At 72.2% G+C, this 26152-nt stretch carries 25 protein-coding genes; 13 read left to right on the forward strand and 12 right to left on the reverse strand.

Going from position 1 to position 26152, the window contains the following annotated elements; all coding sequences use genetic code 11:
• Positions 1-13 precede the first annotated feature (13 nt).
• From ACIA5D_RS13705 to ACIA5D_RS13715, 3 genes are all read right to left on the reverse strand, one after another.
• The gene (locus tag ACIA5D_RS13705) at positions 14-367 is read right to left on the reverse strand and encodes a PRC-barrel domain-containing protein (RefSeq protein ID WP_396030199.1); all 354 of its coding nucleotides are present in this window, start codon (positions 365-367) and stop codon (positions 14-16) included.
• A gap of 124 nt (positions 368-491) precedes the next feature.
• Positions 492-926, reverse strand: a complete 435-nt coding sequence (locus tag ACIA5D_RS13710; protein ID WP_396030200.1) for a response regulator — start codon at positions 924-926, stop codon at positions 492-494.
• A gap of 54 nt (positions 927-980) precedes the next feature.
• On the reverse strand, positions 981-1808 hold the full coding sequence (locus ACIA5D_RS13715; RefSeq protein WP_396030201.1) for a DUF2750 domain-containing protein: 828 nt from the start codon (positions 1806-1808) through the stop codon (positions 981-983).
• On the opposite strand from ACIA5D_RS13715, the gene ACIA5D_RS13720 reads away from it, so the two are divergent.
• On the forward strand, positions 1777-2715 hold the full coding sequence (locus tag ACIA5D_RS13720) for a hypothetical protein (protein WP_396030202.1): 939 nt from the start codon (positions 1777-1779) through the stop codon (positions 2713-2715). The genes ACIA5D_RS13715 and ACIA5D_RS13720 overlap by 32 nt on opposite strands.
• 485 nt (positions 2716-3200) lie before the next feature.
• On the opposite strand, the gene ACIA5D_RS13725 is transcribed toward ACIA5D_RS13720, so the two are convergent.
• From ACIA5D_RS13725 to ACIA5D_RS13735, 3 genes are read right to left on the reverse strand one after another with little or no spacing between them, the layout of a single operon-like run.
• Positions 3201-4319, reverse strand: a complete 1119-nt coding sequence (locus tag ACIA5D_RS13725) for a magnesium and cobalt transport protein CorA (protein ID WP_396030203.1) — start codon at positions 4317-4319, stop codon at positions 3201-3203.
• A gap of 48 nt (positions 4320-4367) precedes the next feature.
• Positions 4368-5096, reverse strand: coding sequence for an ABC transporter permease (locus ACIA5D_RS13730; protein ID WP_396030204.1), 729 nt, complete (start codon positions 5094-5096; stop codon positions 4368-4370).
• Between the two features lies 1 nt (position 5097).
• A complete protein-coding gene (locus tag ACIA5D_RS13735) occupies positions 5098-6060 on the reverse strand; it encodes an ABC transporter ATP-binding protein (protein ID WP_396030205.1) in 963 nt (320 codons plus the stop codon).
• A gap of 62 nt (positions 6061-6122) precedes the next feature.
• Between ACIA5D_RS13735 and ACIA5D_RS13740 the strand changes: the two genes are divergently transcribed.
• The 5 genes from ACIA5D_RS13740 (at position 6123) to ACIA5D_RS13760 (ending at position 10250) form a co-directional block, all read left to right on the forward strand.
• Positions 6123-7301, forward strand: a complete 1179-nt coding sequence (locus tag ACIA5D_RS13740; protein WP_396030206.1) for a helix-turn-helix transcriptional regulator — start codon at positions 6123-6125, stop codon at positions 7299-7301.
• 213 nt (positions 7302-7514) lie between these two features.
• Positions 7515-7901 carry an NADAR family protein gene (locus tag ACIA5D_RS13745; protein ID WP_396030356.1) on the forward strand — a complete coding sequence of 129 codons (387 nt, stop codon included), beginning with the start codon at positions 7515-7517 and terminating at the stop codon, positions 7899-7901.
• A gap of 94 nt (positions 7902-7995) precedes the next feature.
• The gene (locus tag ACIA5D_RS13750) at positions 7996-8886 is read left to right on the forward strand and encodes an LLM class flavin-dependent oxidoreductase (RefSeq protein ID WP_396030207.1); all 891 of its coding nucleotides are present in this window, start codon (positions 7996-7998) and stop codon (positions 8884-8886) included.
• 19 nt (positions 8887-8905) lie between these two features.
• On the forward strand, positions 8906-9424 hold the full coding sequence (locus ACIA5D_RS13755; protein WP_396030208.1) for an NUDIX hydrolase: 519 nt from the start codon (positions 8906-8908) through the stop codon (positions 9422-9424).
• A 55-nt stretch (positions 9425-9479) separates the two neighbouring features.
• Positions 9480-10250 (forward strand): SGNH/GDSL hydrolase family protein, encoded by a 771-nt coding sequence (locus ACIA5D_RS13760; protein WP_396030209.1) that lies wholly within the window; start codon positions 9480-9482, stop codon positions 10248-10250.
• On the opposite strand, the gene ACIA5D_RS13765 is transcribed toward ACIA5D_RS13760, so the two are convergent.
• Positions 10247-10804 carry a GNAT family N-acetyltransferase gene (locus ACIA5D_RS13765; RefSeq protein ID WP_396030210.1) on the reverse strand — a complete coding sequence of 186 codons (558 nt, stop codon included), beginning with the start codon at positions 10802-10804 and terminating at the stop codon, positions 10247-10249. The two genes, ACIA5D_RS13760 and ACIA5D_RS13765, sit on opposite strands and share 4 nt — an antisense overlap.
• Positions 10805-10829: 25 nt before the next feature.
• Between ACIA5D_RS13765 and ACIA5D_RS13770 the strand changes: the two genes are divergently transcribed.
• Complete coding sequence (locus ACIA5D_RS13770) at positions 10830-12296, forward strand: beta-N-acetylhexosaminidase (protein WP_396030211.1); 1467 nt, start codon at positions 10830-10832, stop codon at positions 12294-12296.
• On the opposite strand, the gene ACIA5D_RS13775 is transcribed toward ACIA5D_RS13770, so the two are convergent.
• Positions 12293-13516 carry a cytochrome P450 gene (locus tag ACIA5D_RS13775; RefSeq protein ID WP_396030212.1) on the reverse strand — a complete coding sequence of 408 codons (1224 nt, stop codon included), beginning with the start codon at positions 13514-13516 and terminating at the stop codon, positions 12293-12295. The two genes, ACIA5D_RS13770 and ACIA5D_RS13775, sit on opposite strands and share 4 nt — an antisense overlap.
• A 144-nt stretch (positions 13517-13660) precedes the next feature.
• Between ACIA5D_RS13775 and ACIA5D_RS13780 the strand changes: the two genes are divergently transcribed.
• Together ACIA5D_RS13780 and ACIA5D_RS13785 are read left to right on the forward strand one after the other, a co-directional pair.
• On the forward strand, positions 13661-16018 hold the full coding sequence (locus tag ACIA5D_RS13780) for a peptidase (protein ID WP_396030213.1): 2358 nt from the start codon (positions 13661-13663) through the stop codon (positions 16016-16018).
• Positions 16019-16291: 273 nt separating this feature from the next.
• A complete protein-coding gene (locus tag ACIA5D_RS13785; protein ID WP_396030214.1) occupies positions 16292-16825 on the forward strand; it encodes a hypothetical protein in 534 nt (177 codons plus the stop codon).
• Positions 16826-17053: 228 nt separating this feature from the next.
• Here the strand turns inward: ACIA5D_RS13785 and ACIA5D_RS13790 are convergent, their stop codons facing one another.
• The 3 genes from ACIA5D_RS13790 to ACIA5D_RS13800 form a co-directional block, all read right to left on the reverse strand.
• Positions 17054-18052, reverse strand: coding sequence for a helix-turn-helix transcriptional regulator (locus ACIA5D_RS13790; protein ID WP_396030215.1), 999 nt, complete (start codon positions 18050-18052; stop codon positions 17054-17056).
• Between the two features lie 101 nt (positions 18053-18153).
• Positions 18154-19179, reverse strand: coding sequence for a hypothetical protein (locus ACIA5D_RS13795; protein WP_396030216.1), 1026 nt, complete (start codon positions 19177-19179; stop codon positions 18154-18156).
• Positions 19180-19193: 14 nt separating this feature from the next.
• Positions 19194-19841: a hypothetical protein gene (locus tag ACIA5D_RS13800; RefSeq protein ID WP_396030217.1), complete on the reverse strand. Its 648-nt coding sequence runs from the start codon at positions 19839-19841 to the stop codon at positions 19194-19196.
• Between the two features lie 218 nt (positions 19842-20059).
• On the opposite strand from ACIA5D_RS13800, the gene ACIA5D_RS13805 reads away from it, so the two are divergent.
• From ACIA5D_RS13805 to ACIA5D_RS13820, 4 genes are read left to right on the forward strand one after another with little or no spacing between them, the layout of a single operon-like run.
• Positions 20060-23122 carry a nitrate- and nitrite sensing domain-containing protein gene (locus tag ACIA5D_RS13805; RefSeq protein WP_396030218.1) on the forward strand — a complete coding sequence of 1021 codons (3063 nt, stop codon included), beginning with the start codon at positions 20060-20062 and terminating at the stop codon, positions 23120-23122.
• Positions 23122-23544 (forward strand): roadblock/LC7 domain-containing protein, encoded by a 423-nt coding sequence (locus ACIA5D_RS13810; RefSeq protein ID WP_396030219.1) that lies wholly within the window; start codon positions 23122-23124, stop codon positions 23542-23544. The genes ACIA5D_RS13805 and ACIA5D_RS13810 overlap by 1 nt, the downstream gene beginning before the upstream one ends.
• On the forward strand, positions 23534-23920 hold the full coding sequence (locus ACIA5D_RS13815; protein ID WP_396030220.1) for a DUF742 domain-containing protein: 387 nt from the start codon (positions 23534-23536) through the stop codon (positions 23918-23920). Before ACIA5D_RS13810 ends, ACIA5D_RS13815 begins: the two co-directional genes overlap by 11 nt.
• The gene (locus ACIA5D_RS13820) at positions 23901-24500 is read left to right on the forward strand and encodes a GTP-binding protein (RefSeq protein WP_396030221.1); all 600 of its coding nucleotides are present in this window, start codon (positions 23901-23903) and stop codon (positions 24498-24500) included. The genes ACIA5D_RS13815 and ACIA5D_RS13820 overlap by 20 nt, the downstream gene beginning before the upstream one ends.
• On the opposite strand, the gene ACIA5D_RS13825 is transcribed toward ACIA5D_RS13820, so the two are convergent.
• A complete protein-coding gene (locus tag ACIA5D_RS13825; RefSeq protein ID WP_396030222.1) occupies positions 24477-26084 on the reverse strand; it encodes a BTAD domain-containing putative transcriptional regulator in 1608 nt (535 codons plus the stop codon). The genes ACIA5D_RS13820 and ACIA5D_RS13825 overlap by 24 nt on opposite strands.
• Positions 26085-26152: the final 68 nt, after the last annotated feature.

The raw sequence follows: 26152 nt of genomic DNA on the forward strand, positions 1-26152 counted from the left end.
CCCGATGCGGGAATCAGCGCGGCTGCACCAGCCAGTCCCACGCCTTCTTGAGGCTGTGGCCCAGGCTCTCGTCCTCCTCCGCGAGGCGGGCCGAGGGGTCCGCGCTCGGCTCGGGAAGGTCGGCGGCCGGCGCCGCGATGATCACGCCGTGCTCGTAGAGGCCATCGACCAGGCTCGCGCGGGCGAAACGGTGGCCCGCGGCCGTCTTGACCAGCAGCCCGTGGAAGACGTCGGCGCCTTCGTCGGCGAGCACGTGCTCGACTTCGCCGACCCGGTTGCCCGAGCGGTCATAGACGAGCGTGCCGTCCGCGAGCACGAGGTAAGACACCGGCGCGCCGAGGTCCTCGGGAGGTTCCTTGTCGGTCATGCCCGGGGGTTACCCCGCGGGCAAAGCCGGTACACGGAATTGAGGGTTATTCAGGGCCCACCTTGAGCCCCACCTCGCCGCACGTCAGCGGCTTGGTCTCCACCGCCCTGAATAACCCTCATCGTCAGGACCGTACGTCGGGCAGGCTCGCCACTTCGCGGTAGAAGCGGTCGATCTGGCGCACGGTCGACTCGAAGTCGTCGAGGCCGAAGGGCTTCGTGACGTACGCGTTGGCCCGCTGCTGGTAACTCGCCACGATGTCCGGCGCCGCGCCCGAGGTGGTCAGGATGACCACCGGAATCGCCTTGAGCCGGTCGTCCGTCTTGATGGCGGCGAGGGTCTCGCGCCCATCCATCCGCGGCATGTTGAGGTCCAGCAGAATCAGGTCGGGGCGCCGCGCTTCGGCGTACGGCCCCTCGCGCCGCAGGTAGTCGAGTGCCTCGCGGCCGTCGGTCACCCGATCGACCGTGGCCTGCGTCTCGGCCGTCGCGAGCGCCTCCTCGATCATGAGGGCGTCCGCATCGTCGTCGTCGACGACGAGGATCTGCAGGCTCCGCACGACGTCCCCCTTTATTTGCAGTGCCGCAAGCATAGGGGCAGGTCTCGATTCCAACTACCGCTGGGCCGTATGAATTCGCTCGTCGGTCGTGGCCTTCGATTCGAGCTCGGCGAACCAGCGCAGCACCTGGCCCGGCGTGAGGTCGTAACCGGTGGCGCGTGCCCCCGACCAGTTGACCCCGACGAGCAGGTTGTCGTGCTCCAAACCCACCATCCAGTGCGAGAGCCAGTCCTCGATCGAGATCGGCACGACCTCGAATCCGCTGTACGCGGTGACGTGTTTGACGACCAACTGGGCGCGGGTGGGCTTCGACCAGAAGGGCACCGCGCGCCGGCCTTCGTCGTCGGCGGGCGCCGGGAATCCGTCCGTGTCGCGGATCGCGAAGACCTGGCCCTCCAACGTCACCTCCCGGCGGAACGCCGCCTTGTGGGCACCGCTGAGCGACATGCCTTCTCCCTTCTGGCGTACGCCTTCCATCGTGGCCGATCGGCGCGCGCCGCGATTGCTGTTTCGTTGGCGTGCCGGCCGTCCTGCCTGCGAGTCTTCCAACATCATCTTTTCGGCCGAGCCACCACTAAGCATTTTGTACAGGAAAGAGTAGATAAGTCCGAAACACGGCGTAAAAGCCACCCCCGGCGGCTGATTGCCCATAGTGTCCGGTTTGCCCGTCGCGACGTCCATGCGGCGAGTGCCAGAACAGCCTCCGGAGGAATCGATGAACAACAGTCGGCGTATCGGCGCGATGGTCGCCATGGCCACCGCGACCGTCGGAATGGCCGCGTTGACCACGGCCGCGCCCGCCGCGGCCGCCGCTCGTGGCCCGCAGCCGGTCTCCAGTGTGTTGCGTCCGGTGCGCGCATACACCGACAGCTGGGTCAACATCAGCTGGCGTACCGACCGCCGGATCTGCGACGTCGAGGTTCGTGTCCTCGGTGGCCGCGACGTCGACGTCGACTACCTCGGCCGTCGCAACTACGCGACGTTCTTCCGCAACGACACCCTCCGCCCGGGCCGCGCGGACGCCACCCCCATCGAGGTGCGGGCCGACTTCGCGCGTGGCGGCATCGCCAAGCTCCGCGCGGTCATCTCCTACGACAGCTGCGGCTTCAAGGCCCGCACCGAGCACCGGGCGTTCACGCTGGCCCTCCCCATCCTCCGCAACCCGACCTGGCCGGGCCACGGCATCCCCGGCGGCCCGGGCGGCCTGGGTGGGCCGGGCGGTCACGGCAACGGCCACGGCCCTGGGAACGGTCACGGCCAGGGCAACGGGAACGGTCAGGGCAGCGGCAATGGCAACGGGCAGGGCCAGGGCAGCGGCAATGGCCAGGGCAGCGGCAACGGTAACGGGCAGGGCCAGGGCAGCGGCAACGGCCAGGGCCAGGGCAGCGGCAACGGGCAGGGCCAGGGCAACGGCCAGGGCCAGGGCAACGGCAATGGCCAGGGCAGCGACAACGGGCAAGGCCAGGGCAGCGGCAACGGCAATGGTCAGGGCCAGGGCAGCGGTAACGGTCAGGGCAGCGGCAGCGGCAGCGGCAGCGGCAACGGGCAGGGCCAGGGCAGCGGCAACGGGCAGGGCCAGGGCAGCGGCAACGGGCAGGGCCAGGGCAGCGGCAACGGGCAGGGCCAGGGCAGCGGCAACGGGCAGGACCAGGGCAGCGGCAACGGGCAGGGCCAGGGCAGCGGTCAGGGCAACGGCAATGGCCAGGGCAGCGGCAACGGGCAGGGCAGCGGCCAGGGGAACGGCAATGGTCAGGGAAACGGCGGGGGCAACTCCCACAGCAACCACTGATCGCGGTCCCGGAGGGCGTCGTCCTTGTTGCGGGGGCGAGCTCCACGGGAGAGGTGAAGGGGCCAACGGGCGGTGCTGGTCCGCCCGCCCGTTGGCCCGTGGCGCCGGCCGGAAAACCTCGCGGAATTGGCGGAATTGGCGCATTCGCTCGGAGCGGCTTCTAGTGTCTTCGGGGGGTCCCGGCGACAACGGGCCGCGCGACGCGAGCGGACAACGTGTGCCGCTGCTGTTCGTACACGGCGAACCCTGTTCGCCGAACATATAAAGGGATGCGCCCGGCCGGCTGGGGGGCAGTACCGGCCGGGCGCAGGTCCTCGTGTCGACGTGCGGGCGTCGATGTAAACAAAGCTAATGATCTGGTGATATGGCGGGCTACGGGAGAGCGGGCGACCCGGGGGCTGCTGTCCGGAGTGGACGTGGCAGCGGGTGGCGGCCGGGCGTGGCCGTTCGGGTGATCTTTGTTGCTGTGGGGGAAGTTGATCCGGTCACAGCCAGCCCGCGCGCTTGAACCGCCAGTAAAGGCCGGCGCAGATCACGACTATCAGGCCGACCACTCCGTAGAAGCCGTAGTGCGCGTCCAGGAACGGCATCCAGGTGAAGTTCATGCCGTAGACCCCGGCGATGACCGTGGGGACAGCGGCGATCGCGGCCCAGGCGGCGATCATGCGCATGTCGTTGTTCTGGCCGACCGAGACCTGGGCCAGCCGCGCCTGCAGGATCGAGTTGAGCAGGTCGTCGAAGCCGGCCACCCGGTCGACTGCCCTGGCCAGGCGGCCGCGCACGTCGACGAAGTAGGGGCGTAAGCCGGCGGGCGGCCCGGCCTGCTCGAGGAGTGTGTCGAGCGGCTCCTGCAGCGGCAGCACGGCCCGCTTGAACTCCACCATCTCGCGTTTCAGCTGGTAGAAGTGGGCGATCTCGGGGGAGATCTGCGCCAAGAACGTCTCCTCCTCGAGGCGCTCCAGGTCGCGCTCCACGGCCGCGGCGACGTTCAGATAGTCGTCGACCAAGCGGCTGCCGATCGCGTAGGCCACCGCCCACGGGCCCTGCCGCAGCACCGGCTGGCGTTGCTCGAGGTCGCGGCGCACCTGCCAGAGGGCGCCGGCCGCGCCGTGCCGGATGCTGATCACGAACCACTGGCCGATCAGCACCGTGACGTCGCCGGTGTCGACGACCTCCGAGGTGGCGGTGAGCTCCTCGTGCTCGACGTAGCGGGCGGTGCGCAGCACGAGGCGGGTCACGTCGCCGATGCTCTCCAGCGCCGGGCGGTGGCCGCCCTCGACGCTTTGCTCGACGAGCAGCTCGTGCAGGTCGAAGGCCTCGGCGATCGAGCGCATCGTCGCCCGGTCGGGCTCGTGCAGGCCCAGCCAGACGTACGTGCCGCGGCGGCGCCGGGCGACCCGGGCCGCCTCCGTGTAGTGGACGGCGCCGGGCCGTCGCACGCCGGCCGCGTAGATCGCGCAGTCGACGACGGCGTCGGGGTTGTGCCGGCGTTGCTGCGGGGCTTGTCGGTCGGGGCGCGGCGCGAGGCCCTCGATGATCCGCCCGATCGCCCGCGGAAGACGCTCCGAGACCGGCGCCGCCCCGCGCTTACGCAACCCGAACATCCGTCGACCCCTGTCCGCACGTGAACGTTGCCGGACCGACGGTATCGGTCAGGCGGAACGTCGCATCGCATGCACGCCGATGAACAGGCCGAGCGCCGCCACGATCGCGGCCGCGGCGAGCCCGGCCAGCGCGGTCGAGGCCCAGATGTCTCCGGTGAACAGCGCCCGCTCGGCGTCCACCACGTAGCGCAGCGGGTTCCACGCGGCGAGCGCGCGCAGCCAGCCGGGGCCGCCGTCGAGCGGCAGCAGCACGCCCGCGAGCAGCAGAATCGGGAAGAGCAGCGTTTGCTGCACGGTCCAGAACAACCATTCCTGATGCTTCGAGGCGAGCGCGAGCGTGTAGGAGAGCGCGCCGATGCCGACGCAGAACCCGGCCAGGATGAACAGCCCGATCAGCGCGCCGCCGACGTCGAGCCGGTAACCGAACGGCAGGCAGACGACCACGATCACGGCGGCCTGCGCGATCATCGGGACGATCTCCTTGAGCGCGCGGCCGATCAGCAGGGCCGGGCGCGACAGCGGGGTGACCAGCATCCGCTCGTGCGAGCCGGTCTGGATCTCGAAGAGCAGGTTGGACCCGGTCATCGACGCCGCGAACAGGCACGACATGACGACGATGCCGGGCACGAACCAGCGCAGCGAGTCGGTGCCGGGCAGCAGCGGCGCGAACAGCGCCAGGAACACCAGTGGCTGCACCATAGAGATGATGATCGTGAACGGGTTGCGCAGAGTCGGCCGCAGCTCGCGGCTGAACACGGTCACGGTATCGGTGAACATTTCAGACCTCCACGAGTTCCTTGATCGGCTCGCCCGCGCCGCCCTCGCGCAGGCTACGGCCGGTGAGCTGCAAAAACACGTCGTCGAGCGTCGGTCGGATGACCTCGATCGAGTCCGCCGGCACACCGGCGGAGCGCAGATCCTCGAGCATCCCGGGCACCTGCCGCGGCCCACTCTGCGTGCGGATCTTCACTTCTTTCCCGTACGCGACCAGATCGCGACCACGCAGCACGGCAGCCGCCCGCGACGCCGCGCCGGCGGAGTCGAACCCGAGCAGGATGGTGTCCCCGACGTGCTCGGCCTTGAGTCGCGCCGGCGAGTCGTCCGCGATGATCCGCCCGTGGTCGACGACGATCACCCGCTCGGCCATCGAGTCGGCCTCGTCGAGATAGTGGGTGGTCAGCACGATCGTCGTGCCGTGCTCGGCGCGCAGCCGGAGGATGTGCTCCTGCAGGTTGGCCCGGTTCTGCGGGTCCAGACCGGTGGACGGCTCGTCGAGGAAGAGCAGGTCGGGCGCGTGGATCAGGCCCATCGCGATGTCGAGCCGCCGCCGCTGCCCGCCGGAGAGGGTCGCCACGGTCCGGTCGGCGACCTCGGCCAGCCCGAGCGAGTCGATCAGCTCGGCGGCCCGCTGCCGGGCGGCGCGCACGCTCATGCCGTACGCGCGGCCCTGGCTGATCAGTTCGTCGCGTCCGCGCTGGCTGTGCCCGGCGCCGTTGCCCTGCCCGATGTAGCCGATCCGCTGCCGCACTTGCCGCTGCTGGCGGACCACGTCGAAGCCGGCCACGCTCGCGGTGCCGGAGGTGGGCGGGATCAGCGTGGTCAGCATCCGCAGCGTGGTCGACTTGCCGGCCCCGTTCGGGCCGAGCAGCGCCACGAGCTCGCCCCGCGCCACCTTGAGATCGATGCCGTCGACGGCCCGCACGTCCTTGAAGTGCTTGGTCAGTCCTCGTGTCTCAATCATGTCTACGACGCTAGGGTTCGTTGCGGACAGTTTCTGACCTCAATACGGCGGAGTCTGGATTCATGGCGAACACGAGTGCTCGGATGCTGCGGCTGCTCTCCCTCCTCCAGACACATCGCTACTGGCCCGGCGCGGAGCTGGCGGATCGCCTGGAGGTGAGCCCGCGCACCCTCCGCCGCGACGTCGACCGCCTGCGCGACCTCGGCTACCCGGTGGACGCCAACCGCGGCGCCGCCGGCGGCTACCAGTTACAAGCAGGCGCCGCCGTGCCCCCGCTGCTGCTCGACGATGACGAGGCCGTGGCTATCGCCGTGGGCCTGCGCACGGCCGCGGCCGGCGCGGTCACCGGCTTCGAGGAGACCTCGGTGCGCGCCCTCGCCAAGGTCATCCAGCTCCTCCCGCCCCGACTGCGTAAGCGCATCGACGCCCTGCGCGCCGTCACCACCCCCGGCGTCTTCGGCGGCGGCCCGGCGCTGGACGCCACCGCGCTGACCACCGTCGCCCTCGCCTGCCGGAGCGAGGAGCGCCTGCGTTTCACCTACGCCCCCCGCGAGCGCGACGCCTCCGACCGCCACGTAGAGCCCCACCGCCTGGTCTCGCTGGGCCGCCGCTGGTACCTGATCGCCTGGGACCTGGACCGCGCCGACTGGCGCAGCTTCCGCCTGGACCGCCTCTCCGCCCCCACGGCCACCGGCGCCCGCTTCCGCCCACGCGACATCCCCGGCGGCGACCCGGTCGGCTGGCTCCGCTCCCGAATAGCCGCCATCCCCACCCGCCACGACGTCTCGGTCGTGCTCCAGGCGCCACCCGCCCAGGTCCAGGCCGTCGTAGGCCACTGGGGCACGGTCGAGCCCCTCCACGCCGACGCCACCGCCGCGCTCACCCCCGCACCGGCCACCGCCCCCGCACCGGCCACCGCCCCCGCACCGGCCACCGCCCCCGCACCGGCCACCGCCCCCGCACCGGCCACCGCCCCCGCACCGGCCACCGCGCCGGCACTTCCCGCGGGCGCTGCACCGGCCTCCGAGCCTCCCGCGCCGGAGCCGGCCTCCGCGCCTCCCGAGGCCGCCACCGCCGAGGCGGCTGCGCCCGCCTGTCGCCTCCGGATGAATGTGGACGACCTCTCCTGGCCGATCATGGTCCTCGGCGTGATGGGCGTCCCCTTCACGATCGAATCCCCGCCCGAGCTGCGCGACCGCGTCCGCGCCACCGGCGAGACCCTGCTGCGCGGCGCCGCCTGACCACATCTCCCCAGTCCGCGACGTCCCTGGCCGGCGTCTCCCGAACCGGTCTTTGGGCGGATCGGCGCCCCCGTGGCGCCGATCCGTGAGGAGAAAGCTATCGGCGCCCTCTGACATTTTCCGGCAGCGTAGAAGCCGCCACTTATATAAGAATTACTGGATATCATGACGGCCTGAAAAACCGGAGTGCGGCCGCCCGGTGCCCTCGGCAGAATCGACGCCGTGACCACGCCTCCCGCTTCGGTGGCGGACCTTCTTGCCCTCCCGGCAACCCCCAAGTTCCTGCTCTTCTGGGGCCACCGCCCCCAGCGAGACGGCAGCATGGCCAACTTCGACGACCAGACCTGGTCCGAGCACCGCTTCGAGATCGTCACCGACGCGAGTCGCCACAAGTTCGGCCGGCACGACGACCTGCGCGCCTGGCTCGTCGGCACGGGCGACCGGGTGCTGGTCGAGGCGAGCCCGACCGACCGGGTCTGGGGCATCGGCCTGGCCGCCACCGACGAGCGCGCCACCGACCCCGCGCGGTGGCGCGGCCTCAACCTGCTCGGCTTCGCCCTGATGCGAGCCCGCAACGAATGGCGCGTCGGCGGCAACTAGCGCGCCCGCGGCAACTAGCGCGTCCGCGGCGAGTAGCGCCCCGCGGCGAACACTGCCCCCGCGATGCCCGCCGTGAATGGCAGAGTGGGCAGTCATGACGATCATCGGTGCCATCTCGCTGCCGCAGAATCCGCCCGAGAACCTGCGCGCCATCGCCCGCGCCGCCGACGAGGCCGGTCTCGAGGAGCTTTGGCTATGGGAGGACTGTTTCCTGAACGGCGGCGTCTCCGCGGCCGCGGCCGCGCTGGCCTGGACCGAAAACCTGAAGGTCGGCATCGGCATCATGCCGGTGCCGTTCCGCAACGTCGCGCTTGCCGCCATGGAGATCGCGACCCTGAGCCGCCTCTCCGGCGGCCGCGCACTGCCGGGCATCGGCCACGGCGTGCAGGAGTGGATGGGCCAGGTCGGCAATCGCGCGGCGTCGCCGCTCACCCTTCTCCGTGAGTACGCGACCGCGCTGCGCGCCCTGCTCAGCGGCGAGGAGGTCACCACCAAGGGCCGCTACGTGAATCTCGACGCCGTCAAGCTGGACTGGCCGCCGACCACGGTTCCGCCCCTGTACGTCGGCTCGACCGGTCCCAAGACTCTGGCGCTCGGTGGCGAGGTCGGCGACGGCACGATCCTCACCGGCGGCACCTCCCCGTCCGGCGTGGTCGCGGCCCTCGGCCACATCCACGCCGACATCTCGCCCGAGCGCGAGCACGAGCCGGGGCACGGGCACGGGCACGGGCACGGGCACGAGATGGTCGTCTTCGTCCCCGCCGCGTTCGGCCCCGGCGCCGCCGACCGCCTGCTGGCGCAGCAACAGCAGTGGGGCACTGACCACCCCGGCGTCTCCGGCACCCCCGAGGAGATGGCGGCCGGCCTGCGCGAGTTCGTCGAGGCCGGCGCCACCAGCCTGATCCTCCAGCCGACCCCCGACGACTCCGACCCGGTGGCGTTCGTCCGCTCGATCGCCGAGGAGATCCGTCCGCTGATCGACTGATCGGGCTATCTTGTCCGATATGCCGATATCCCCGTACCTCAAGAGCCTTCGCGCGGACCTCGGCCGGCGGTGCCTGCTGCTGCCCGGGGTCAGTGCGGTCGTCTTCGACGATCGGAGCCGTCTGCTACTGGCCCAGCGCTCCGACAACCACGAGTGGTCGCTGATCTCCGGGGTGATGGACCCGGGCGAGCAGCCGGCCGAGACGGCGGTCCGTGAGGTGTACGAGGAGACCGCCGTACACGCCGTCGCCGAGCGGCTGACCAGCGTTTTCACCCAGGTGCCGTATACGTATCCGAACGGGGACGAGTGCGAGTTCGTGGACATCTCGTTCCGCTGCCGGGCGGTCGGCGGTGAGGCGCGGGTCAACGACGACGAGTCGCTGAGTGTGGGCTGGTTCGGGCTGGACGCCCTGCCGCCGATCTCGGAGACGACCCGCCACCGCATCGAGCTGGCCCTCCGGCCCGGCGACGCCGCGTGGTTCGCGCCACCGGGCGACATCGGTCACGACCCGGCCTTCCCGAACGGCGCCGTTCGGTAATCTCGCGCGGGACAGGCCGAACCCCAGGGCAGGCCGGAGCGAGGAAGGAACCTCAGTGACGCGGTACGTGGCGATCGGGGACAGCTTCACGGAAGGCCTCGGCGACACGTTGCCGGACGGGTCGCAGCGTGGCTGGGCCGATCTCGTCGCCGCCGGCTTGGCGGCGGCCGAGAAGCAGACCATCCAGTACGCGAACCTCGCCATCCGCGGTCGCCTGCTCGAGCCGATCGTGACCGAGCAACTGGACGCGGCCCTGGCGCTGGACCCGCTGCCGACCCTGCTGTCGTTGAACGGCGGCGGCAACGACATGATGCGGCCGGGCAGCGACATGTCGCGCCTGGTCGGGCTCACCGAGCGGGCGCTGCGCCGGTGCGCCGAGGCGGGCGTGCGCGTGCTGCTGCTCAGCGGCGCCGACCCGTCCGAGCGGCTGCCGTTCGGCAGCATGATGCGCCGCCGCGGCGAGGTCCTCACCGAGGCCATCCGGCCGTTCGCCGACCGCTTCGACCTCACGTTCGTCGACGTCTTCCACGACCGCGAGATCCGCCGCGCCGGGTACTGGTCGGCCGACCGCCTGCACCTCAACGCGGCCGGCCACCGCCGGGTCGGCGGCCTGGTGCTCACCGCGCTCGGCCACCCCATCGAGGCGCACGTCGTCGACCCCGGCCCCGACGAGCCGCGCCGGGTCCTGGCCGAGGCCCGCTACTACCGCGAACACGTCATGCCGTGGGTCACCCGCCGCCTGCGCGGCCAATCTTCCGGCGACGCCCGCACCGGCAAGTACCTCACCTGGGTGCCGATCTCCGCCACCGAGGTGCCGGCGACCTAGAGAACCGAAGTGCCGGCGACCTGGAGAAGGGCCCGCACCCGTACGTGGTCGTCGTGCCAGACGTCGCCGACCAGGAAGCGCTTGACCCCGACCACCTCGAACCCGTGCTTCGCGTAGAACTTCGCGGCCCGCACGTTGTGCTGGTTGACCCCCAGCCAGCAGAACTTCGCCCCGGTCTCCGCCGCCTCGGCCAGCGTGTCCGCCATCAGCCTGGCCGCCACGCCCGACCCGTGCCGGTCGGACAACACGTAGAACTTGCTCAGCTCGATGCTCGTCCCCGAGTCGACCACAGCCGCCACGTCCGGGTCGGCGATCGGGCCCTCGATCAGCATCGTGTAGCCCAGCGCCACCCCGTCGTCCTCGGCGATCAGCAGGATCCGCCGCGGATCGGCCAGGTACTGCCGGAAGCTCTCCCGGGAAAGGTGCCGCGCGATGAACGCGTCGATGTCGGGCTGCAGTGTTCCGGGCGGGCACGCAAGCCCGAACGTACGAGCCGCCAGCTCATGCAGCAGGTCGGCATCGGAAAGATCGGCGCGACGGGTCGTGATCGACATGGAAAGACAGTTTAAGGTTTCTCGCGTGCAGGCACTCACCAGGCAACTCGGCGATGTGATCCCCCTTCCGGTCTCGGTGCGGCCCGATCCGGCCGCCAATTTCCGCATCTCGTCCGATCTGTCCGTGAGCGCCGCCCCGGAGGCCGCGGACATCGCCGAGCAGTTGGCCGAACTGCTGCGGCGCACCACGGGTCGCTCGGTCTCCATCAAGAGCGGCGGCTCGTTCCGGATCCTCCTCGAGGGGTACGACAAGAACGGCAAGCCTCCCGAGGCGTACGGATTGGACATCACGCCGGAAAGCGTGACCCTCCGCGCCCCCAGTGACCAAGGTCTCTTCGCGGCGTTGCAAACGCTGCGGCAGCTGCTGCCGGAGGGGCCGGAAGACGAGATCATCCTGCCCGGCGGCCGGATCGAGGACGAGCCCCGCTTCGCCTACCGCGGCACGATGCTCGACGTCGCCCGGCACTTCTTCGGCTCGGCCGACATCAAGTCCTACATCGACGCGATCGCCCAGTTCAAGATCAACCATCTGCATCTGCACCTCACGGACGACCAGGGCTGGCGCCTCGAGATCCCCGGCTGGCCGCTCCTCACCGAGATCGGCGCCGGTCCCGGCACCGGCGTGGACGGCGCGGGACCGGGCTTTCTCACCGCTGCCGAGTACGCCGACCTGGTCGCCTATGCGGCCGCGCGCTACGTCACGATCGTTCCCGAGATAGACATGCCCGGGCACGTGAACGCCGTGCAGGTCGCCTATCCCGAGCTCACCGCCGACGGGCAGCCGGTCGGGCCGCGCACCGATGCCGAGGTCGGCTACAGCTCGCTGGTGGCCGGCAAGGAGGAGACGTACGCGTTTGTCGAGGACGTCATCCGCGAGGTCGCCGCGCTCACTCCCGGCCCGTACTTGCACATCGGCGGCGACGAGGCGTTCTCGACGCCGCCCGAGGACTACCGCACGTTCCTGCGGCGGGTGCTGCCGCTGGCCGGCAAGTACGGCAAGCGCGCGATCGGCTGGCACGAGATCGCCGCCGTCGAGCTGCCGCCGACCGCGATCCCGCAGTACTGGCGGATCGAGCCGGCCGACGACGGCGTGGCCCGCGCGGCCCTCGCCGGCCATCAGGTGATCATGTCGCCGGCCGACCGCAGCTACCTCGACATGAAGTACGACAAGGACACGCCGCTCGGCCTCGACTGGGCCGGCGTGGTCGGCGTCGAGCGCTCGTACGACTGGGATCCGGCCGACCGGCTGCCCGGCGTCGGCGAGGAGTCGCTGCTCGGCGTGGAGGCGCCGCTCTGGTCCGAGACCCTGCGCTCGCTCGCGGACGTGCAGTTCCTCGCGTTCCCGCGACTCGCGGCGATCGCCGAGATCGGCTGGACCCCGCGCGCCGACCGCGACTGGCGCTCGTTCCGCCGCCGGATCGGCGCGTTCGGCCCGCGCTGGACCGCCCAGGGCATCAACTACCACCGCTCCCCGGAGATCGATTGGAGTTAGGGGACGACGATCCGCGGCCCGCCGCGCACCCGCGCCGGAATCCGTGCGAGGTCGATCGTCAGGTCCTGCGGCGGCAGGTAGTACTCGAGCCGGGCCAGCCGCTGCGCGAGCGTGCCGAGCACCGCGATGGTGATCTGCTCGCCCGGGCAGCGGTGCCCGGTGCGCGGGTCGCCGCCGCCCTGTGGGATCAGCTCGAACTCGCCGATCGGCCGCCGCAGGAACCGCTCCGGCCGGAACTCGTAGGGCTCCGGCCACACCCGCGGGTCGTGGTGCTGCCCGTACACGTCGAGCAGGACCAGCGTGCCACGCGGGATGTCGACCCGCTGGAAGAACAGGTCACGTACGGCCCGTCCGCCGAGGAACGGGGTGAACGGATAGAACCGGCGCACCTCGTGGGTGAACGCGGTCGCGTACTCGTCGGAGTCGGCGATCTTGGGCCGGATGCCGGGCCGGCGCTCCATGGCGTGCGCGGCGAAGGCCACCAGCCAGGTCACGGCCGTCGCCGGGCGGATGACGTTGATGAGCTCGACGGCGGCGGTGCGGGCGTCCATCGGGTGGCTGTCGGCCGTGTGGTGGGCGATCGCGGACACCGCGGTCGGGGACGGCTCCTCCCGCCGTACCTCGTCGATCAGCCGGGACAGCCGATGCTCCTGCCGCCGTCGCGCCAGCCTGGCCCACGCATGGCGTGGGCCGGCCGTCGCGAATCCATCGACCATGGCGACGAGGTCCAAGGCCAGGCCGTGTGGGTCGCGCTCATTTTCCCGTACGCCGTTGTCCGGTACGCCGCACCAGCGGGCCACCGCGTCGGTGATGACCAGGGCCGTCTCGTGGAAGAGCGAGATCTCCCCGGCGCCCCGCCACCGATCGGCCGCCTCGTCGAACGCCATGCCGACGAGCTTGGCCAGCGTCTCGACGCCGTCGCCCATCAGCAGCGCCACGAACAGCGCCTTGCGCAGCTCGTGCTCGTGGCCGTCGAGCGTGTGCACCGCGCCCCGCCCGAACAGCGTGTCGATCACCGGCTGGGGGATCGCCGTCTGCCGCTCGAGGTTGCCGTCGTCGTAGAAGAACCTCGCCGCGGTCGGGCCGCCGATCGCGACCGCGCGCCGTCCGAACGCGCGCATCGCCACCGGCTGCCCGTAGCTGCGCCGTCGCAGGTCGGGCAACCAGGCGTAACCCTTGATCGGGATGGCGAGGGTCTGGTCGAGCCGATCCATGGCCATCCGTATTCCCTCCCGTGACTGCCCGGCGCCGCCGGAACAAGACTTCCTTAATTCTTGCCGCCGCCGGACTCGGCGTCTGGGTTTTCTGTCGGTGGCCCGCTCTAGGCTGTGCCCGTCCTGTTCCCCTCGGGTCCGGAGGTTCGGGTGCGCCACGGCAACCGCGCTGCGCTCTCTGCCGCCAGCTTCGCCGGCTTCCTGCTGGTCGCCTGGTTCCAGGTGGTCGCGGCGCTGCTCGTCGTGGCGCTGGTGCTGTCGGTGCTGCCCGGCTCGGCCGCCGTCCGCATCGCCGTCCCGCTCGTGATCGCCACCGCCGGCCTGCTCTGGTGGGCGACGATCCGTGCCCTCCGGCTGCCCCGCCCTTCCCCGGCCGGTGTGCCCGTGACCAGGCAAGATGCCCCCGCGCTCTGGCAGATGATCGACGCCGCCGCGGCCGCGGCCGGCGTGCGCCCGCCCGACGCGGTGACCGTGGTCGCCGGCGCGCTCGTCACGCTCGCCGAGCGGGTACGCCTGACCGGCCTGCGCGGCGGCCGGCGCGAGCTGTTCCTCGGCCTGCCGCTGCTGCTGGCCTGGGACGAGCCGCGCCTCCGTGCCGCGGTGGCGCACGAGCTCGCCCACGGCACGCCCCAGCTCGGCCGCTTCGCCCCGATGGCGCATCGCGGCCGGGTCGCGCTGTCCCGCATCGTGCCGCGCATCCCGCGGCGCAGCCCGGCCGGCCCGCTGCTCCGCGCCTACGCGGCCTGGTATCGCCGGGTCGACGCCCCCTTCGCCCGCGAGCAGGAACTGGCCGCCGATCGGGTCGCGGCCGGGTTCGCCGGCGGGCGGCCCGCCGCCGAGGTGCTGCGCGACGCCCCCGCGCTCGAGGGCATGCAGCAGCTGTTCCACGCCGAATACCTCAGCCCCGGCTGGCAGGCCGGCCACGTGCCCGACGACGTGTTCGGCGGCTTCCTGCGGGTGCTGGCCGCCCGGCCCGACGACATGGCCCTGCTGCGCGCCCGCGAGCCCGAGCCGCCGGGGGAGTGTGATCCCCACCCGCCGTTCGCCGAGCGGGCCGCTGCCCTGGTGGCGCTGACCGACGAGGGGCCCGAGACCGGGTTCCGGCCGGCCGCCGCCGATCTGGTGCCCGACCTGCCGGCCCTCGGCCGCGCGCTGCAGGCGGTGGCGTTCCCGCCGGCCGGGCGCACGGTGCTGACCTGGGACGAGTTCTTCGACGCGGCCCGGGCCGGCGAGATGGAACGCGAGGCCGACGCGTCGCTGCGGGCGATCTCCCGTGTCGCCGGCTCGCCGGTCACCGGCGCGGCCGACGTGCTCGACCTCGCCGCCGACGGCCGCCTCCGCAAGGCCGCCGAGACGGTCTTCGACGACCTGCCCGCCCACGAGGTGGCGGGCCGCATCACCGACCTGATCGCCCTGCTGCTGGCGCTGGCCGCGCTGCACGGCGGGGCGGCCCGCTGGCGGCACAGCTGGGCGGGCACGGCCGAGCTCGTCGCCATCGACGGCGCCCACCTCGACCTGGTCGGTCCGGCCGGGCTCGCCTCCGACCCGGCCACGGTCGGCGAGGCCTGCGAGCGCCTCGCCGCCGCGGGCATCGACCTCACCGCGGCCGGCCCCGCCGCCGCGGGCCGCGCGCCGGCCCGGGTGCCGGTGATCGGTGGGGTGGTGAATGTGCTGGTCGACGGCGTGCGCACCGACCTGCTGGTGGTCGAGACCGGCCTGTTCCTGGTGCCCGGCCTGCCCCGCTCGCGCACCGCCGAGGCGAAACGCCGCCTGACCCGTCTCGCCGCCGACGGCGTCCTGGCCGACGGCACCCCAGCGTCCCTGAGGGGCGCCACCTCAACGGCCGAGCGCGGCGGCATCCCGGCGGCCGAGCGCGGCGGCATCCCGGCGGCCGAGCGCGGCGGCTCCCCGGTGGCCCAGCGCGGCGGCACCCGGGCGGCCCAGCACGGCGGCACCCCGGCGGCCGAACGCGGCGGCACCCCCGCAGCTCTGCGTGGCGGCGGCCTGCCCGGCGCCGCGGCCTCGGGCGCGGATGCCTCGGGCGCGGGTTTCTCGGGCGGCGTGCCATCGGCCCGGCAACCGCTCGAAGACCGGGCGTCGGCCGACGCGGGCGATCAGGTCTCGGGCAACGCGGGTGGTCTGGCGTCGGGCAACGCGGGTGATCAAGCCACGGGTGGCGCGGGTGGTCAGGCCACGGGTGGCGAAGGTGGTCAGGCCACGGGTGGCGAAGGTGGTCTGGGCGCTGGTGGCGCGGGTGGTCTGGGCACGGGTGGCGCGGGTGGTCAGGCCTCGGGTGGCGAGATGGCCGCCTGGCTCGATGGCAGCCGGTTCGTTCCGTTCGCCGATGTGGCGGGGGCGTCGGCGAGCCGCAACGGCCGGCGATCGTGGGAGATGAGCCTGCGCGGGGGCGGCACGCTGAGCGTCCGCACGGCCCTCGACTCGGACGAGCTTCCCGGCGGCTGGACGGCTCTCGACGACGCGGTGTCGTTCCTCACCAGCACCCGCTGACCCGCCCGTCCCACGGGTCCGCGCGGCGTGGCCGAAGCGGGCCCAAACCCGACATCCATGCAGACTCCGCGGAAACCGGCACGACCGGCGGTGAACTTCGTGACCTGCGAATCCGTGACCGGAAGCAGTGCGTCTCATCCACGACGAATGAGCAACCGGCTGATCACCTTGGGTCACAATAGCCTCAGTGGTTGTTCGCTTGGCGTTTCCCGAAATGGGTAGTGAAGTGCGGGGGCGTGGTCGGATGATCGCCTTATACGGGGGAGGTCACTCATGGATCGGGGGCCTGCGGCGCTCTTCGGGGCGATCGTCGCGGTCGGACTGGGTCCGGCCATGTGGCTGGGGGTACGGATCGGAGCGGTCGAGGTCACGCCGGCGGCTCCGCCGGCGGTCGTCGGCGAGCGCACGGCCGGGCCGGAGCAGTTGGTCGGCGGCGCGGGGGCCGGCGACAGCCCGCTCGGCGGCGATCCGACCGTCCGGGCCACGCCGCGCGCCAAGGTCCTGCGGCTGACCGCCTCGGCGTCGCCCACGCCGTCCGCCACCACGACGACCTCGCCCACCGCCACGACCGAGTCGCCCAGCGCGTCCCCCACGTCGAGCGACACCGGCGAGCCGTCCACTCCGCCCACCGAGTCGACCACCGGGCCCGCCACCACCCCGCCGACCGGTGAGACCACCGAGCCGACCCTGCCGCCCGACCCGCCCACCGAGACCAGCACGGGCGCCCCGGCCGGCGCCGGCAACCGTCAGTCCGGCACCGGCGGGATCGCCGCCGGTGGCCCGGTCGGCAACCACGCGGGCAACTGAGGGGTCGGCGCCCATACCCGGCGCCGGGCCGGGCGCTGCCCTCACCTGGGCGGTGCTCAGGCCGGGCGGGGTGCGGCCTTCACCTGGCGGTGCTCAGGCCGGGTGGGGCGCGGCCTTCACCTGGCGGTGCTCAGGCCGGGGGTGCAGCCTTCACCTGGCGGTGCTCAGGCCGGGCGGGGTGCAGCCTTCACCTGGCGGTGCTCAGGCCGGGCCGGGCGCAGCCGGCGCTCAGGCCGGGCCGGTCAGGGCGTCGGTGGACAGATATGTCCGCGCCATGGCCCGGGCTGTCTCGGCCAGGCGCTCGCGCAGCTCGGGCGGCTCCAGGACCTCGGCCTCGGCGCCGAGTTTCAGCAGCTCGATGTGGCCCTGCTTGATCGACTCGATGGGGACCGTGGTGATCAGCCAGCCGTCCTCGCCGGGCTCGCCGGCCAGCTCGCGGGCCGTCCGCGACATCTCCGGCGGGAAGACGAATGCCATCATCCGCAGCGCCGCCTCGGTCATCCGTACGGTCGCCGTCATCCGGTAGACGCTGCTCTCGTACCGCTCGGCCCACTCCCGCCAGAACGCCGCCAGGTCGAAGCCCCCGGGCCGCTCCGCCGGCGCGTCCAGCACCTCGGCCTCGAGGATGTTCGACACCCGGTAGCCCGTCGTGCGCTCCCGCCCTTTGGCCACCAGGTACCACCGCCCGGCCTTGAGCACCACGCCCAGCGGGCTCAGCGTGCGGGTCACCTCGCGGGGCGCCTTCCACCGCCGGTAGCGGATCTCCAGCAGCCGGGAGCTCCACACCGCCTCGGCCACCGTGGACAGGTGCGGCGTCGGCTCGTCTCCGCGGAACCAGCCGGGAGCGTCGAGGTGGAAGCGTTCCCGTACCCGATCGGCGCGATCTGCCAGCTCGCCCGGCAGTGACGCGCGCAGCTTGAGCTCGGCCGCCGCCAGCACCGACCCGAGCCCCAGCTCGGCCGCCGGCCCCGGCATCCCGGCGAGGAACAGCGTGCCCGCCTCGTCGCCGGTCATCCCGGTGAGCCGGGTGCGATAGCCGTCGAGCAGCTGGTACCCGCCGGCCGGCCCGCGGTCGGCGTAGATCGGCACCCCGGCCGAGCCGAGCGACTCCACGTCGCGGTACACGGTGCGGATCGATACCTCGAGCTCGTCGGCCAGCTCGCGTGCCGTCATCCGCCCCCGCGTCTGCAGCAGCAGAAGGAGGGATACGAGACGGCCGGCACGCATGCCCGCACGTTAGGCCCTGCTTCACGATTCGACCAGCTGCCAACCGCCGGACACGACGAAGGGGGAGCCGAGGACCGGCTCCCCCTCGAAGACGCGAGAGATCAGAGTGCCGACAGGCGGTTGAGCAGGTCGCGGTAGCTGCGCAGCTGGACCCGCAACTGCTCGGTGTCGTCCGAGTCGCCGCCCAGGGCTTCCTTCTGCGCCTTCAGCGCGTCCGTCAGCCTGTCGACCGCCTCGCCGACCAGGGTGGCGGCGTCCGCGGTCGCCTCCTTGGGGCTGTCCACGAAGCGCAGCTGGATGTCGCGGAACCGCTCGGCGAACGAGTCGCCGTCGGTGAAGAGCCGGTCGAGAGCCGAGGCGGGGGAGCTGCCGGGGGTCGAGGCGGCGGCGCCGACGGGGACCGGCTCGGGCACGATGGCCACGGGCTCGCCGTCGATCTCGGCCTTCCGCTCGTCGGCCCGTTCCTCCTCGACGGTCTCCTCGGCTTCCGCCTCGGCCTCGGCCCGGTCCCGGGCGGTCTCTTCCTCGGCCTCGGTCACCGCCACCGGCTCGTCGTCATCCGACTTGTCCGACTCGTCGGACAGGGTCTCCCCGGTCGCCGGCTCGACGGCCTGCGGGCTGTCGAAGGTGCCCTCGTCCTTGATGGCCGCGTCGTCGGAGTCCTCGTCCGCGCGGGCCGAGCCGGACTCGAGGTCCAGATCGACGTCGTCGTCCGCGTCGTGCTCGGTCACCGTTCCGTCCGGCCCGTACGTCGTCACGGTGCCGTTCTCGTCGCGCCGCGCCGCCGGTTCCTCCTCGGTGCCGTCCCGCCGCTCCTGCTCGGCAAGCTCGTCGTCCGGGCTGCCGGCTTCGGCGTCGATGGTCTGCGAGTCGGCGTTGGCGGTCTGCGAGTCGGTGTCGGTGGACGGGGAGTCGGTGTCCGTGGACCGGGAATCGGCGTCCGCGAACCGGGGAGTGTCGGTGGAGTCGGAGCTCGCCTCGGAGCTGCCCGGGGCGTCGCTCCACGGCGACCCGGCCCGCTGCTGCGGCACCGCGACCGGATCGGAGGTCACCACATCGCCGTGCTGCTCACGGCCGTACTCGGGTTCGTCGGCGTTTTCTTTGGCATCGTTGGAGAAGAACTTCATGGTCGATGGCTCCCTCAGCGGCGGTTGTCGGTGGCGGCGTCGGTGTCGGCGTCCCGGCGGGGAGCGGGCGCCGGCTCATCGTCGGGACTGGAAGTAGTAGTACCAGGAGTCGTCGACGGGGGCGTCGGCACCGCGTCGATGCCCAGCAGATCCGTGAAGAGGGCCCGGTAGTGCACGAGCGCCTGGCGCAGGTCCTCAGTGGTGGCCGACCCGGCCGTATTGCGCTCGCTGATCTCGTGCGCGTCGCGGTAGTGCTGGAGCGTGCTGGCGTGCTCGACGGAGAGATCGGCGAGCCGCTCGTCGTACTCGCCGGTGGGGTAACCGCGCTCGGCGATCAGGCTGGTGACCAGCTCGTCGGCGGTGCCGACGGCCTCGGACGGATTGTCCACGAACTGGATCTGCACCTCTTCCCAGGCGGCGCGGTACCGCTGCTGGGATTCGGGCGGCAGCTCCTTGAGCTCCAGGTCCGCGTGCCGCTTCTCGCGCTCGCGCAGTTCCTTCTCGGCCTCGGTACGGTTCCCGGTGTCGGCCACCGCGCGGTCGTACTCGGGCCCGAAAGTGCTCTGCAGCTTCTTGCGCCGCCCAGCCTGCACGCCGTACACGATCGCGGCGATGACCACCAGGACGACGATGATCAGGACGATGGTGATAACGGGGGACATCGGCCTCCTCCTTCTTCACCCCCCGTATTCCCACTCAGTGCCGGTCGTCAATCCCCTTCGCCGTCAACGGTCCAAAAGCCACCCGCCTGGGGTCTGTCGCAAGGTCGACTGCGGGAGCGCGCTCTCCCACATGCCAATCCCCAGGGTCAATCAGGACAGACCGGGCATATATCGTACGGTCGGATGGTGGCTCCGGTTGAAGGTTTTACGTATTCTCCGTGAGGCGTACGCGGACGGTGACGGCCCGCGCCGGCAAGGCGGCGGCCGTCTCCGGGGGGAGCCTGATGAGAACCCGCAACTGGTCGATCCGTTCGAAGATCATCACCATGGTCACGGTGCCGCTCGCGGCCCTGCTCGCGGTGTGGCTGTTCGCGACCGCGCTGACCGCCGGCCCGGCGCTCAGCCTGCTTTCGGCGCGCACGCTCGCCGACAACGTGGGCAACCCGGGCGAGGTCGTGGTCGGCGAGCTCCAGCGCGAGCGCCGCCTCTCGGTGCAGTACCTGTCGGACACGAGCGCGACCCTTGGCCTGCTCACCGAGCAGCGCGCGGCCACCGACCGCGCCATTGACGACTTCCGCAAGGCGGCCCGCGGCGGGGACGCATGGCGCTCGGCCAGCGACAACCTCCGCAGCCGGATCAACCAGTTCTTCACCGAGCTCAACGTGCTGCCGTCGCAGCGCGCGCACATCGACCAGCGCGAGCTCGACCCGATCGGCGCGCAGAACATCTACAACAGCATGGTCTCGTCCGGCTTCGACATGTTCGCGGCCACCGCCACCTTCCCCGACGACGAGATCGACCGGCAGGTCCGTGCGCTGGCCACGCTGGGCCGCGGCCAGGAATACCTGAGCCGCGTCGACTCGCTGCTGGCCGGCGTCACGGTCGCCGGCAAGTTCACCGACGACATGCGCTCGGCGATGGTGCAGGACATCGGCACGGCTCGCTTCCTGCTCGCCACCGGCGTCGACGAGATGCCCGCCGAGAACCGCGCGGCGTACCAGCAGCTCATCGCCGCTCCGGCGTTCGTACAGATCGACGGCATGATGAACCGGCTGATCTCGCAGAGCCGGTCCGGGCAGATCTCCCCGGTCGGCGCCGACAGCTGGCACGCGCCCTACACCCAGTCCGCCCAGCAGCTGCGCGACTTCGAGAACGTCGCGATCGACGGCCTCGCCGACCGCGGCCAGTCGCTGGCCGTCACGATCCTGCTGCGCCTGGCCCTCGCCGCGATCCTCGGCCTGATCGCGTTCGCCGTCTCGGTCGCCATCTCGGTCAAGGTGGGCCGCTCGATGGTCGGCCGGCTGCGCCGCCTGCGCGCCGAGGCCCTCGAGATGGCCACCGAGCGACTGCCCAACGTGGTCCGCCGCCTGCAGCGCGGCGAGAAGGTGGACGTCGAGGTCGAGACGCCGCCGCTGCGGTACGGCCGGGACGAGATCGGGCAGCTCGGTCACGCGTTCAACGACGTGCAGCGCACGGCCGTGCAGTCGGCGGTCGAGGAGGCCAACGTCCGGCGCGGCCTCAACGAGGTGTTCCTCAACATCGCCCGGCGCAGCCAGACGTTGCTGCACCGCCAGCTCGCCCTGCTCGACCGCATGGAGCGCCGCGAGACCGAGCCGCAGGAGCTCGAAGACCTCTACCGCGTCGACCACCTCGCCACCCGTATGCGCCGCCACGCGGAAGACCTGGTGATCCTCGCCGGCGCCGCGCCCGGCCGCGGCTGGCGCAACCCGGTCCCGGTGATCGACGTGATCCGCGGCGCGATCAGCGAGGTCGAGGACTACAAGCGCATCGACATCCGGGCGATCGAGTCCTCGGCGATCCTCGGCCGCGCGGTCGGCGACGTGATCCACCTGCTCGCCGAGCTCCTCGAGAACGCGACCTCGTTCTCCCCGCCGCACACCCGGGTGCAGGTCGCCGGCCAGGTGCTGCCCAACGGGTACGCGATCGAGATCGAGGACCGCGGCCTCGGTATGACCCACGAGGCGATCGACCTGGCCAACCGCCGCCTGGTCGAGCCGCCCGACTTCGACCCGGCCGACAGCGCCCGCCTCGGCCTGTTCGTGGTCGCCCAGCTCGCCAACCGGCACGGCATCCGGGTCTCGCTGCGCCAGTCCGCGTACGCCGGCGTCACCGCGATCGTGCTGATCCCGGGCGAGCTGGTGGTCGCCGGGCCCGATCAGGCCGCGTTGCCCGGCGGGTCCTCGCCGGACGGGGTCTGGGAGCGCCCGCTGGTCGGCTCCGGTACCGAGGACCGGCGCTCGCTCGGGTCGCTGCAATGGCAGGGCGCCGAGAAGCTGCGCGAGATCACGGTCACCGGCCGCCCGGTCACCCTCATTCATCCCGAGATCGAGATCACGACGTCGGCCGAAGCGGAGGAAGCCGAAACTGAGGCAGGCAAGGCCGGGGCAGGCAAGGCCGGGGCAGGCAAGGCCGGGGCAGGCAAGGCCGGGGCAGGCAAGGCCGGGGCAGGCAAGGCCGGGGCAGGCAAGGCCGGGGCCGAAGAAGAGGAGTTGCCGGCCCTCCGCGGCCCGGCGCCGTCCTCGGTTGCGGGCGGACTCAACGCGGACGGCCTGGTGCAGCGCCGGCGCGTACGCCGCCCGATCGACCTCGCGACCGCGGAGCCCACGCGGGCCCTTCCCACGGCGGAGATCACGCGGGCCCTGTCCGTCGCCCCGGCGGAGCCCGTGCCGGTAGAGCTCCCGCCGGCCCAGCCCGCGCCGGCCCAGCCCGCGCCGGCCCAGCCCGCGCCGGCAGAGCCCGCGCCGGCAGAGCTCCCGCCGGTAGAGCTCCCGCCGGCAGAGCTCCCGCCAGAAGAGCTCCCGACGGTGGAGACCACCTTCGCCGCGTCGGCCCCGGTGCCCGCCGCGGAGCAGACCACCGAGGACGGTCTTCCCAAGCGGGTCCGTCAGGCCAACCTGGCGCCCCAGCTGCGCCGCCCCGCGGGCACGTTGCCCGACGAGCCGACGATCCCGCTACGCTCGCCCGAGCAGGTGCGCAGCATCATGAGCGCGCTTCAGTCCGGCACCACCCGCGGCCGCATCGACGCGGCCCGGCTCGGCATCCCGAAGCAGCGCAACGGCTCTCCATCTGAAGATCACCCGAAGCCGGAGAAAAACGGCAACGGGGGATCACCCGGGGGCGCATCCTTCGCCGATGCGGCTACCGTCAGCTTTCCGGCGATCGTGGCGGTCGCCGACAACACGACGGGAGAGAACGCGGTCGCCGACAACGGGGCCGAGCCCACGGGCACGAAGAACACCAGGCCGGAAAAGGACGCATAGTGACCCAGACGACCAAGCAGAGCGCGAACCTCACGTGGCTGCTCGACGATCTCGTCGAGCGGGTGCCCACCGCGCGCCAGGCCGTGGTGCTCTCGGCCGACGGGCTGATGATGGGCGCCTCGGCCGGGCTCAAGCGGGAGGACGCGGAACACCTGTCGGCCATGGCGGCCGGCTTCCAGAGTCTGGCCAAGGGGGCGAGCCGGCACTTCAAAGCCGGCCCGGTGCGGCAGACGGTGGTCGAGATGGAATCGGCCTTCCTCTTCGTCACCGCCGCCGGCGCGGGCGCCTGCCTGGCGGTCCTCGCCGCCAGCGACGCCGACCTGGGCCTGATCGCGTACGAGATGGCAATGCTTGTCACCCGGGTGGGCCAGACCATGAGCGCCCCGGAACGCCCCGCGGTGACTCCTTCCGATGCCGGCTGACCCGATGGGCGTCGCGCACGACTGGCTCGACCACGACGCCGGTCCGGTCGTCCGTCCCTACACGATGACGCAGGGCCGAGTGGCCCCGACGGGCGGTGAGTTCGACATGATGGCGTTCGTCGTGGCGACCACCGCCGAGGCGCAACCGGCTGGCCGCCTCCAGCCGGAGCACCACGCGATCGTCGCGACCGCGCGGGAGCCGATCCCCGTGGTGGAGCTCGCCTCCAGCCTCGACCTGTCCATCGGTGTGGTCCGGGTTTTGCTCGGTGATCTACGCTCGGCAGGTCTCATCTCGATGTACGAACCCCCGGCGGCTTCCAGGTCGCACGACGTCGACGTACTCAAGGCGGTTGTCAATGGACTCCGTGCGCTCTGACCGCAACGGCGCGTCGTCGCGCATCCCGGTCGCGCTCAAGATCCTGATAGCGGGCGGCTTCGGCGCCGGCAAGACCACGATGGTCGGCGCGGTCAGCGAGATCCGCCCGCTGCAGACCGAGGAGATCCTCACCGGCGTCGAGGGCGCCGACGAGGTGGACGGTGTGGAGGGCAAGACCACCACGACCGTGACGATGGACTTCGGCCGCATCACGATCACCGAGGACCTTCAGCTCTACCTGTTCGGCACGCCCGGCCAGGACCGCTTCTGGTTCCTCTGGGACGAGCTCTCCCAGGGCGCGCTCGGCGCCGTGGTGCTCGCCGACACCCGCCGGCTCGCCGACTGCTTCCCGTCGATCGACTATTTCGAGCAGCGCGGCACCCCGTTCGTGGTGGCGGTCAACTGCTTCGAGACCGAGCAGCGCTTCGCCGCCGACGCGGTGGGCCGGGCGCTCGACCTCGACCCCGGCGTCCCGGTGGTGCTGTTCGACGCGCGCGAGCCGCTGGGCGCCCGCAACGTCCTGATCGAACTGGTGGAGTACGTCGCCCGGCGTCAGCTACTGGCCGCCGGCTCCCGCTGAGCCGTCGGCGGAGCCGACCGGGCCATTCGCGGAACCGAGCGCCGGTTCCCGCTGCGCGGCGGGCGGGATGCAGATCAGCCGGTAGGCGTTGCGCCGCACCACCCGCTCGCTCACCAGCCCGCGGCTGATCAGCTCGCCGGGCTGGGCGAACGGCCCGCGGAGGGCCCGGTCGGCCGCGATCTGCTGCGCCTGGGCCAACGGCATCTTGAGGGCCTGGGCCAGTTCGTACGCGCCCAGGTGGTTGAGGTCGACCAGCCCGCCGTCGTCGAAGGGCCGGCTCAGGATGTCGGGCCGCCCGATGCCGACCTCGATGGCCCGGCCCGGGTCGAACACCGCGAACTGCCGGGCCTGCTCGCGCAGCGTCCTGGCCCGCTCGTAGTCGCCGGTGCGCACGGCCACCACCGCGCCGTGGATGGCCGCGCCGATGGCGAGCGGGAGCACGATGAAGACCCCGAGCGTCTCGGCGCCCGTCGCCTCCTCGTCCAGGCCGCTCGGGTCGATCAGGAACATGACGACGCCGAACACGAGCAGCAGGAAGTAGACGGCCGCGGTGATGAACTGGGCCCGGTCGCGGCGGCGGACGGCCGTGTAGAGGAAGTAGATCCAGCTGCCCATCGTGCAGGTCGCCAGCGGCACGACCGCCGCGAACAGCACCTCCGCCACCGAGGCACGCTGGTTCGACGGCCGCCAATAGGCGGGCGGCAGGCCCGGCGCCGTACCCGGCGCCAGGACCGGCGCAAGGACCGGCGGCGGCGCCGCGGGTGAGATCTGAGCGGGACCTGGCTGCGCGGGAATCACCGGGTCGGGCGGCGGCGCCGGCTCGCTCCGCAGGATCTTGCGGTGGGCCTCCTGCATCCGCTCGCCCGGCTCGGCGCCGAACTCGTCGAGGAAGTACTCCCGGGCGTCGCGGAACACCGCCAGCGCCTCGGCCTGCCGCCCGGCCTGGTGCAGCGCGAGCATCAGCTGCGCCCGGAGCCCCTCGCGCAGCGGGAACTCGGCGGCGAGCCGGGTCAGCTCCGGGATGATCATTGCCGCGCGTCCCTGCGCCAGCCCGATCTCGGCCCACGTCTCCCACGCCGAGGCCCGCGCGTCGGCCAGCCGGATGCGCGCCGCCTCGAAGACCGAGCCGCCGAGCCCGGCCAGCGCGTCGCCGCGCCAGAGCCCCATCGCGCCGCGCAACGTGCTCGCCGCCTCGAGCGGGCGGTTCGCGGCGCGCTCGGCCGCGGCCCGCTTGACCGCCGCCTGGAACTGGTCGGCGTCGACCACGGCGTCGGTGGTGCGCAGCACGTACCCGCTGCCGGTGAGCGCGAGCAACTCCCCCGGCGTGCGTGGCGCCCGGTCGGGGTCGAGGGCGCGGCGCAGACCGGCCACGTACTTCTGCACGACGTTGGCGCCGTTCTCCGGAGGGTCGTCGCCCCACACCGCGTCGACGATCTGGTGGGTCGGCACCGGGCGACCGGCCTGCAACAGCAGGACGGCGAGGACCGCACGTTGCTTCGCCGGGCCGAGATCGACCGGAAGACCTCCGCGGAATGCTCGGACCTCCCCGAGGACCTCGAACCGCAAGCGGTCGTCGACCGCCACCAGACACCCCCTGAGCAGCACTTATCTGGAACCGCAGCGAAACGGCAGCGGGCAGCAGCATAACCGCA

Origin of the sequence: Actinoplanes sp. NPDC051513 (genome assembly GCF_044454685.1) — a bacterium.
Classification (GTDB): Bacteria; Actinomycetota; Actinomycetes; order Mycobacteriales; family Micromonosporaceae; genus Actinoplanes.

What these genes read in the sequence shown, in the direction of transcription:
- ACIA5D_RS13705 (WP_396030199.1), bottom strand. Translation starts at nt 367, where the DNA reads ATGACCGACAAGGAACCTCCCGAGGACCTCGGCGCGCCGGTGTCTTAC.
- ACIA5D_RS13715 (WP_396030201.1), bottom strand. Translation starts at nt 1,808, where the DNA reads ATGTTGACCCAGCTGTCGGTGTATGCGCGCACCGGACGCAACACACTG.
- ACIA5D_RS13725 (WP_396030203.1), bottom strand. Translation starts at nt 4,319, where the DNA reads ATGTTCGGGTTGCGTAAGCGCGGGGCGGCGCCGGTCTCGGAGCGTCTT.
- ACIA5D_RS13730 (WP_396030204.1), bottom strand. Translation starts at nt 5,096, where the DNA reads ATGTTCACCGATACCGTGACCGTGTTCAGCCGCGAGCTGCGGCCGACT.
- ACIA5D_RS13735 (WP_396030205.1), bottom strand. Translation starts at nt 6,060, where the DNA reads ATGATTGAGACACGAGGACTGACCAAGCACTTCAAGGACGTGCGGGCC.
- ACIA5D_RS13740 (WP_396030206.1), top strand. Translation starts at nt 6,123, where the DNA reads ATGGCGAACACGAGTGCTCGGATGCTGCGGCTGCTCTCCCTCCTCCAG.
- ACIA5D_RS13750 (WP_396030207.1), top strand. Translation starts at nt 7,996, where the DNA reads ATGACGATCATCGGTGCCATCTCGCTGCCGCAGAATCCGCCCGAGAAC.
- ACIA5D_RS13755 (WP_396030208.1), top strand. Translation starts at nt 8,906, where the DNA reads ATGCCGATATCCCCGTACCTCAAGAGCCTTCGCGCGGACCTCGGCCGG.
- ACIA5D_RS13765 (WP_396030210.1), bottom strand. Translation starts at nt 10,804, where the DNA reads ATGTCGATCACGACCCGTCGCGCCGATCTTTCCGATGCCGACCTGCTG.
- ACIA5D_RS13775 (WP_396030212.1), bottom strand. Translation starts at nt 13,516, where the DNA reads ATGGCCATGGATCGGCTCGACCAGACCCTCGCCATCCCGATCAAGGGT.
- ACIA5D_RS13785 (WP_396030214.1), top strand. Translation starts at nt 16,292, where the DNA reads ATGGATCGGGGGCCTGCGGCGCTCTTCGGGGCGATCGTCGCGGTCGGA.
- ACIA5D_RS13790 (WP_396030215.1), bottom strand. Translation starts at nt 18,052, where the DNA reads ATGCGTGCCGGCCGTCTCGTATCCCTCCTTCTGCTGCTGCAGACGCGG.
- ACIA5D_RS13795 (WP_396030216.1), bottom strand. Translation starts at nt 19,179, where the DNA reads ATGAAGTTCTTCTCCAACGATGCCAAAGAAAACGCCGACGAACCCGAG.
- ACIA5D_RS13800 (WP_396030217.1), bottom strand. Translation starts at nt 19,841, where the DNA reads ATGTCCCCCGTTATCACCATCGTCCTGATCATCGTCGTCCTGGTGGTC.
- ACIA5D_RS13815 (WP_396030220.1), top strand. Translation starts at nt 23,534, where the DNA reads ATGCCGGCTGACCCGATGGGCGTCGCGCACGACTGGCTCGACCACGAC.
- ACIA5D_RS13820 (WP_396030221.1), top strand. Translation starts at nt 23,901, where the DNA reads ATGGACTCCGTGCGCTCTGACCGCAACGGCGCGTCGTCGCGCATCCCG.